Origin of the sequence: Nostoc sp. NOS(2021), assembly GCF_017115025.1 — a bacterium.
Classification (GTDB): domain Bacteria; phylum Cyanobacteriota; class Cyanobacteriia; order Cyanobacteriales; family Nostocaceae; genus Nostoc.
The window spans coordinates 1-7,648 of record NZ_JABXKM010000128.1 but is presented as its reverse complement, the minus strand read 5'-3'; the positions used below and the strand labels follow the sequence as shown (position 1 = coordinate 7,648).

Below are 7,648 nucleotides of genomic sequence, written 5' to 3'. Positions count from 1 at the left end.
GATAAGGGAGAAATAATCAATGCCCATGCTCTATGCCCCATGCCCCATACCCAATCCCTTCATGTTGGTAAATGGAAGACGTTTAAAGCTAGAGAAATTAGGCTGAGGAACGTTAAAAAACCAATTGTATCTAACATTGTTGTTACTAACGGCCCGCTAACTAGTGCAGGGTCAAGTTTCAAGCGTTTCAAAGCCATTGGCAGTAAAGTACCGAGTGTAACAGCCACAATTGTATTAGTTGCCATTACCATTCCGGCAATTAAAGCCACCCATCGCTCTTGGGGTCGCGCCCAAATTAAGGAAAGCAGGATCATGGTGGTGGCTAAAGCTAGGGCTGTACCTAAACCAGCTAGAAGTTCTTTGCGGAGAATTTTTAGAGTATCTTTGGGTGTTACCTCGCCCACCCCCAAGCCGCGGATTGTTACCGTTAATGATTGAATACCAACAGTACCACCAGTGTTAGAAAAAATCGGCATGATCACTGCTAGAACCGGCACTGCGGCAATTACAGATTGAAAAGGCGCGATCGCACTGGCTGCACCAATATACAAGGCCATGATGCCCAACAGCCAAGGCAAGCGGTTGCGGATGGTGAGTAGGGGAGAGGATAAAGCGGCTTCATCACCACTCACACCCGCCAGTTTTTGAATATCTTCTGTGGCTTCCTCTTCCAAAATATCCATGACATCATCAATGGTGACAATGCCCACCAATCGGTCTTCTCGGTCAACCACGGGGATAGCGATTAAGTCGTAGCGCTGCATGATTCGCGCCACTTCTTCTTGGGGGGTTTCAGTTGTCACCTTAATGACGCGATCGCTAGCAATATCCTTGATGAAAACATCGGGAAAGGTAAACAGCAATTGGCGCAGTGAAACTACTCTCACCAGCGTCCGGTTATCATCTGTGACGTAGGCATAGTAAATTGTTTCCTTGTCTTCATCCTGACGGCGGATTTTGCTCAAGGCTTCACCTACAGTCAATCCTTGCCGCAACCGGACATATTCGGTTGTCATCACCCGCCCAGCCGTGCCTTCTGGATAGCCGAGAATCGTTGCTGTTGCTTGCCTTTCTTCTGGACTCAGTTCTTGCAATAGCCGTTTGATTACCCCAGCAGGTAGTTCATCAAACAATTCTGCCCGTTCGTCGGGACTCATGGCTTCTACAAGTTGCACTACCTGGACATCATGCAGAGAATTAAGTAGTTCTTCCTGTACCTCTGTGGGCAGATATTCAAATACATCAATTGCCTGACCTTTGTTGAGTAAACGGAATGCGATCGCCCGTTGTTTTTCAGGCAATTGTGTAATGTATTCTCCCACATCCACAGGTTGTAAGCGATTTAAATCCCATTTCAACTGGTTCAAATCGGTACTATCAGTCAGCAAATCACGAATATCTTGTGTGAGCATGATTATCTCCTAAGTCTCCCCCGCGCTGGGAGACTTCCTCGCCAGATCAGAGGAGTTTGATACTGCCATCTTCTGGACTATGGTCCATAAAATTTCAACAATTCAATATCGATATCTAATTCAAGGCATCGCTAGTCATCATCCTAACCTGGAATAGCCCTCTTCAGGAGATACTGAATTTTAGCATTCAGTATGTGTGATATTCCTCACTAACTTAATTGCCCTGATTTTTAGGTAATTTTCGTATAACTTTAAGTAGATTTTAGTACTGCTACAAGCTATGTGTCTTGCCAATCAACGAATTTACTCGCAAACTTTATCGAGTTAAAATATTTACAACCTCATTAGTAGTCTGTTGGTGTCAAGCAACTTCATGCGTAGTCACCTGGGCGACGAAGAATCAGAAATGGGTTAGCAGGTTTCACTTGATATCTGAAGAAACGGCATAAGCTCCGGGTTTAGGCTTACCATAAATTAAGGCATTCTGAAAGTCAAATCCGCCAACGCCACCGTTATCATTCACAGAAATGATCTGGTCATTGAATGCAGACACGGAAGCATTAAAGATACGCTGGACATTGCCCACCCCAGTATTCACACTTAAAGATGGTCTGGTTGATCGCGGTTGCCACTCAAATTGTCCATCAAAGTCATCTGGTTGCAAGTCGGTAAAAAATCCTTTGGGTTCTCTAGCATCTAGACAACGCAAAGCATCCACCCCGCACACTGGACAGATATCTTTTGGTGGTTCCTGATATCCCGGATGTGGTTTATTTAACAGTTTGTATGGGTAGATTACCGCTTGACAGTTATCACAAAGTCCCAAAGATTTATTCTCTTGGGTAAGTGCTGGCACAAGTCCTGATTTCGATTTTATGTTCTTACCTTGGGGATATAACTCGACTACACCACAAGCTGTATGCACAGCTTTATCTTTCACCGTTTGGGAACGAGGGGCAAATTGACTAAGGGCAATATCTAGATTCCGATCAACTACTCCCTCTGTTGGCGGCCATTGGTCGGCGTAGGTAGGAAAGCAGGTATAAAGCGATCGCACCGATATCCTTGATTTTTGGCCGACGGTAGCATTAAATAAAGTTTATTTGGATCTAGTGACAGCGATCGGACTTGTTTGGTTGTGGCTGAAAATGCCGGAAACCAAAGAATTACAATCCCAAGTATAGAAGCAAAACAACACACAGCTAGACCTAATAAGCAATCAGCCCTTCAACAGACATAAGCCAGACATAAGCGATCGCTGTCCTGCTGAAATATGCTATTTCAGCAGGACAGCAATCACAAAACTCTACCGCTTCATACCAAGAGACTTCCTCTACAGGTCGTTTATCCCCTTTAAAGTGTGAGGGTTCGGGGTTCAGTTTCCGGTTGACTTGCGGGAGAGCCGCCACCACTTGCCATTGCGCTTTATTTCTAACTTAGAACTTACTGTAACCGATAATAGTTACCAACATATACGTAATTAAACTGAAATTAGCACTCGTTTATCTAACGTGAACTATCAACAAAAAGAATTCGTTATGCCTTAAGAAAAACCTGACCCTAATCCCCACTGGGCTTCGCTAGCTAGAGAAGGGGAAATTTCAAAGCCTCTGGAGATAGGTATAAACTATCATAAGTAGTGATGAAGATTTGAACAAATATCATGTTTTAGTTTGCGATCGCTAAAATTAAGTAACCAGAAACCTATTTACACGAGATAATAATAAACTCACACTACCCTTGGCTGTTATCCCATCGCCGATTTGTTCTGGCTTGGTTTAGGTAATTCACTTCACAGTCACAGGGTCGAATTTTGCAAGTAGTTCTGAACCAATTTATGAAAACATCTACCGAATTGCTAGCTCGCTTGGAGTATTACTACCAGCAAATCAAAACAATCATTCTGACTCGCCAGAATCCGATTACTGGTTTACTACCTGCGAGTACAGCGATTACAGCCCACGGCGATTATACTGATGCCTGGGTGCGAGACAACGTTTACAGCATTTTGGCAGTTTGGGGTTTAGGACTTGCATACCGCAAGATTGACGACGATGAGGGACGCACTTATGAACTAGAACACAGCGTCATCAAACTGATGCGCGGGTTGTTGTTTGCGATGATGCGACAGGCTCATAAAGTAGAGACATTTAAACATACTCAGTCGCTACTGGATGGACTGCACGCCAAATATAATACCGCGACTGGTGATATTGTTGTTGGTGATGATGAATGGGGACATTTGCAACTGGATGCCACATCTATATTTTTACTGATATTGGCGCAAATGACCGCTGCGGGATTGCAAATAATTTATACTATTGATGAAGTGAATTTCGTCCAAAATTTAGTTTACTACATTGGACGAGCTTACCGCACACCAGATTATGGGATTTGGGAACGTGGTAATAAAATTAATCGTGGTAGTGCTGAGTTAAATGCCAGTTCCGTAGGCATGGCAAAAGCTGCTTTAGAAGCTATCAACGGACTGGATTTGTTTGGTGTGCGTGGTAGTCAAGCATCAGTAATTCATGTGCTACCAGATGAAATTGCCCGCGCCCGGATTACCCTAGAATCCTTATTACCGAGGGAATCTGGTTCCAAAGAAATTGATGCGGCGCTGTTAAGTATTATTAGTTATCCTGCCTTTGCAGTGGAAGATTTGGAGTTACGCGATCGCACCTTTAACGATATTATCAATAAACTCGCAGGTAAATACGGCTGCAAACGGTTTCTGCGTGATGGACACCAAACCGTTTTAGAAGATAATCAACGCTTACATTACGAACCGTGGGAACTCAAACAATTTGAGCATATTGAATGCGAATGGCCGTTATTTTTCACTTATTTAGTTCTAGATGGATTATTTCGCGGCGAGCAAGAGCAAGTTAAAAAATACCAAAATCTTTTAGAATCATTACTTATAGAACAAAATGGTTTGCGTTTATTGCCAGAACTTTATTATGTTCCAGCCGAAAACATAGAAGCAGAAAAATTAGCACCCCAAACGCAACCACGTTTGCCCAATGAAAATATTCCCTTGGTGTGGGCGCAGAGTTTATATCTTCTCAGTGAAATGTTGAGTGAAGGGTTAGTCGCGGTTGGTGATATCGACCCTTTGGGAAGACATTTGTGTGTGGGAAAACAGCGCGAAGCATTGGTACAAATTGCTTTATTAGCAGAAGATGAAGATTTACAGACAAAACTAGAAGTTCACGGAATTGAAGCACAAACACCTACTCAAGTAGAACCGATTCAGGTGAGAAAAGCTGGAGAATTCTCAGATATTTATAACCAAATTGGACATAACGCTAAACTTGGTTTAACTGGGCGTCCAATACGGCGGCTGCGGAGTTTAACAACATCTAGAATCTTTCGGATTCGTGGTGAAACAATTGTATTTTTGCCTTCGTTTTCAGACTCTCAAGAGTTTTACTTAACCCTAGATTACCATTTTCTGCTGGATCAAATTAGAAGCGAACTAGCTTACATTCAAAAATATTGGAACGATTTAGGGCGTCCTACTCTGACTTTAATGTTGACGCATACCATGTTAGAAATCGGTTCGGAAGCATTACTAGAACTGATGCAAGAACTGAAAGATGGTGTTTGTAACGGTGTGCGGGTGAAATTAGGGCGGCTAAATCAGCTAATGCTGACAGCTGGAATCCAAAGAATTGATTTTCTTCCAAATGCAGAATTTTTGCGATCGCCAGTTAAAAATGCTGGGCCACGTTGCTATTATTTAGCTTATCATCCTGAGAAAAATTGGCGCTTAGGAAATACCCAAGAATTTAAAATGGAGTGTGAAACCAACTTGGGGTTATTACTTTCTTATTTGCGCTCATCAGAGAATATCTACGAGCAAATTGAGTTGTTGCAAACTTTAACTCGCTTGCAAGGGATGGAATTTGATACAGGATACGGTGAACCAGGATATCCCGTCACCGTAGCCGATTTACTCGATGAAGTTTATACTAAAGCTGGAGATTTAAGTATTTGGGCAGTGGTACGCCGCGCTGCGGGGTTGCGGCAAATGGTTGATATCAGCCTATCAGATGCAGTGACGAGTATTTTGGTACGGGGTAAGCAAATTGCTGTGGGTAAAGCTTACAGTGAGGCTTCCCTGATTACCGTACCCATGTCCCACAATGAAATTGCCGAGAAAATTAATCATTTTTGTCGTGAGGATATACGCGATCGCGTCCTCACTCAAGAGATTTTAATCTATCTTGGGATCTTAATTCGATCAGAATCCGAACTATTTCAGGGATTACTAACGCTGAGAGTCGGCTATCTCATTTTATTGATAACCAGTGAACTAGCGCGGGAATTGCATGTCACTCAAGATGAAGGATACGATTACTTAATGCAACTTTCACCCTTTGAAGTGAAAATGCGCTTGCGTCAGGTATTAACTGGATATACTGGCATGAGTAACCTGTTACGCCAGCAAGAATCACTGCACGTCAAACAAAAAGAAAGTGATATTGCTTGGGTGGTGTTACCAGCAATAAGAGAAGAAATAGAAGTCCCGCCAGGCGGTTGGCGGCGGTTTCGTCAAGCCGAAGGTGCGACGGGGCGCGTACCAAAAGACTTTTTCAAGCAAGTTTGGCTATTAATGCAACATTGCAAAGGGCTAGTAATTGGCGATAAACTAGAGCGCCGCAATCGTTTAGATAGTGAGATAATGTTGTCGGAAATGACAGCGGGAGAAAGAAATTTTGCTCTGTTAGTTGAGCATTTGTTGAATAAAATCGAAGCTCCAGAATATCGCCAAGTTAATATTGAAGCATTAATCGAATTAGCTACGATCGCAGCTAATAATCCCAACCTGCAAATTGAAGAATATATTGTGTTGGATGTGTTAATTGGTCATGCAGTGCGATTGGCGTGGCTAGAAAACCATAGTCAACGCAGCGATCGCTATGATGAGGATAAGGCTAGTGCGTGGCGATCGTTTTACAACACCTCACCTAGAGATTGTGCTAGTTATATTCTCAAAGCTTTCCGTTTCTTAACCAAATTTGGTGAAGTCAGTACAGCTTAATTTTCGTAAAGCGTGCGTAAGTCCTAAATACGTGTCAGCATTGGTATGTTCCCACGTAGAAGACTTCTGAACTTCTTGCAAAAGGTAAACCATCCGCCAGAAAGAAGTCGAAATTTCACAATAATGCTAAAAAGAATTTAGTATTTTAGTGATCTAAGTTTAGCTTTTATATTTTATGAATCGTTCCGCCTGCCTCATCTTCAATCCAGTTGCGGGTCAGGGTGACCCAGATTTAGAACTGGCAGAAATTCGGGCAATATTAGAGCCAGATATTGACCTAGATATTTATCTCACAACAGAAGAAATCGACGCTGACGAACTGGCCTATGCAGCGGTAGCGAGGGGGGTAGATGCAATCATTGCTTCCGGGGGAGATGGCACCCTCTCAGCGGCGGCGGCGGCTGTAGTGGGTACTGAGATTCCATTTGGCATCATTTCTAGAGGAACAGCAAACGCTTTTGCCACAGCTTTAGGAATTCCTGACACGATCGCAGCTGCGTGTCACACAATTTTACAGGGAGGAATCCGCAGTGTAGACGTAGCCTATTGCAACGATCGCCCAATGGTACTCTTAGCAGGTATTGGCTTTGAAGCTGAAACTGTAGAATTGGCAGACCGAGATGCAAAAAATCGCTTTGGGATGATGGCCTACGTTTTGGCAGGAATCCAGCAATTAAGAAGCTTAAAAAATTTTGATGTTGAAATTGAAACAGAAGACAAAATAATTAAAACTAGTGCCTGTGCAGTAACAGTCGCAAATGCCGCGCCTCCCACTTCCGTTTTAGCTCAGGGGCCAGCAGGTCTGATTTATGATGATGGGTTACTAGATTTAACAATTGTAGCTCCAGCTAACAAGGCAGGAGCGATCGCAGCTACATTTCATCTATTCCAAACGGCTTCTACAGGTAACGCCGTCGAACGGGATGATATTGGCTTCCTGCGAGCCAAACAATTTAAAATTACGACTAACCCACCCCAAAAGGTTGTTCTAGATGGTGAAATAGTGGGCACAACACCAGTAGAAATTAAGTGTGTACCAGCAGGCTTGAGAATTTTTGTGCCATTAGTAGAAGAAGTGGAGCCTATCGAAAAACTAGAAGGACTCCCTAATCTGACTATTGAGATCAAAGACACAGCAGGAGAATGAGGGCATGGGGCATTGGGCATTAGGCATGGGGCATGGGGC

At 43.2% G+C, this 7,648-nt stretch carries 5 protein-coding genes; 2 read left to right on the top strand and 3 right to left on the bottom strand.

Going from position 1 to position 7,648, the window contains the following annotated elements; translation table 11 throughout:
• Nucleotides 1-59: 59 nt before the first annotated feature.
• From mgtE to HWQ41_RS16600, 3 genes are all read right to left on the bottom strand, one after another.
• Nucleotides 60-1,412 (bottom strand): magnesium transporter, encoded by a 1,353-nt coding sequence (gene mgtE / locus HWQ41_RS16610; RefSeq protein ID WP_292764839.1) that lies wholly within the window; start codon nucleotides 1,410-1,412, stop codon nucleotides 60-62.
• 421 nt (nucleotides 1,413-1,833) lie between these two features.
• Nucleotides 1,834-2,469, bottom strand: coding sequence for a hypothetical protein (locus HWQ41_RS16605; protein ID WP_292764836.1), 636 nt, complete (start codon nucleotides 2,467-2,469; stop codon nucleotides 1,834-1,836).
• 151 nt (nucleotides 2,470-2,620) lie between these two features.
• Nucleotides 2,621-2,824 carry a hypothetical protein gene (locus HWQ41_RS16600; RefSeq protein WP_292764833.1) on the bottom strand — a complete coding sequence of 68 codons (204 nt, stop codon included), beginning with the start codon at nucleotides 2,822-2,824 and terminating at the stop codon, nucleotides 2,621-2,623.
• Nucleotides 2,825-3,249: 425 nt separating this feature from the next.
• Between HWQ41_RS16600 and HWQ41_RS16595 the strand changes: the two genes are divergently transcribed.
• Together HWQ41_RS16595 and HWQ41_RS16590 are read left to right on the top strand one after the other, a co-directional pair.
• Nucleotides 3,250-6,462 (top strand): glycoside hydrolase family 15 protein, encoded by a 3,213-nt coding sequence (locus tag HWQ41_RS16595; protein WP_292764831.1) that lies wholly within the window; start codon nucleotides 3,250-3,252, stop codon nucleotides 6,460-6,462.
• Between the two features lie 175 nt (nucleotides 6,463-6,637).
• On the top strand, nucleotides 6,638-7,609 hold the full coding sequence (locus HWQ41_RS16590) for a YegS/Rv2252/BmrU family lipid kinase (protein ID WP_292764828.1): 972 nt from the start codon (nucleotides 6,638-6,640) through the stop codon (nucleotides 7,607-7,609).
• Nucleotides 7,610-7,648 lie beyond the last annotated feature (39 nt).

What these genes read in the sequence shown, in the direction of transcription:
- mgtE (WP_292764839.1), bottom strand. Translation starts at nt 1,412, where the DNA reads ATGCTCACACAAGATATTCGTGATTTGCTGACTGATAGTACCGATTTG.
- HWQ41_RS16595 (WP_292764831.1), top strand. Translation starts at nt 3,250, where the DNA reads ATGAAAACATCTACCGAATTGCTAGCTCGCTTGGAGTATTACTACCAG.
- HWQ41_RS16590 (WP_292764828.1), top strand. Translation starts at nt 6,638, where the DNA reads ATGAATCGTTCCGCCTGCCTCATCTTCAATCCAGTTGCGGGTCAGGGT.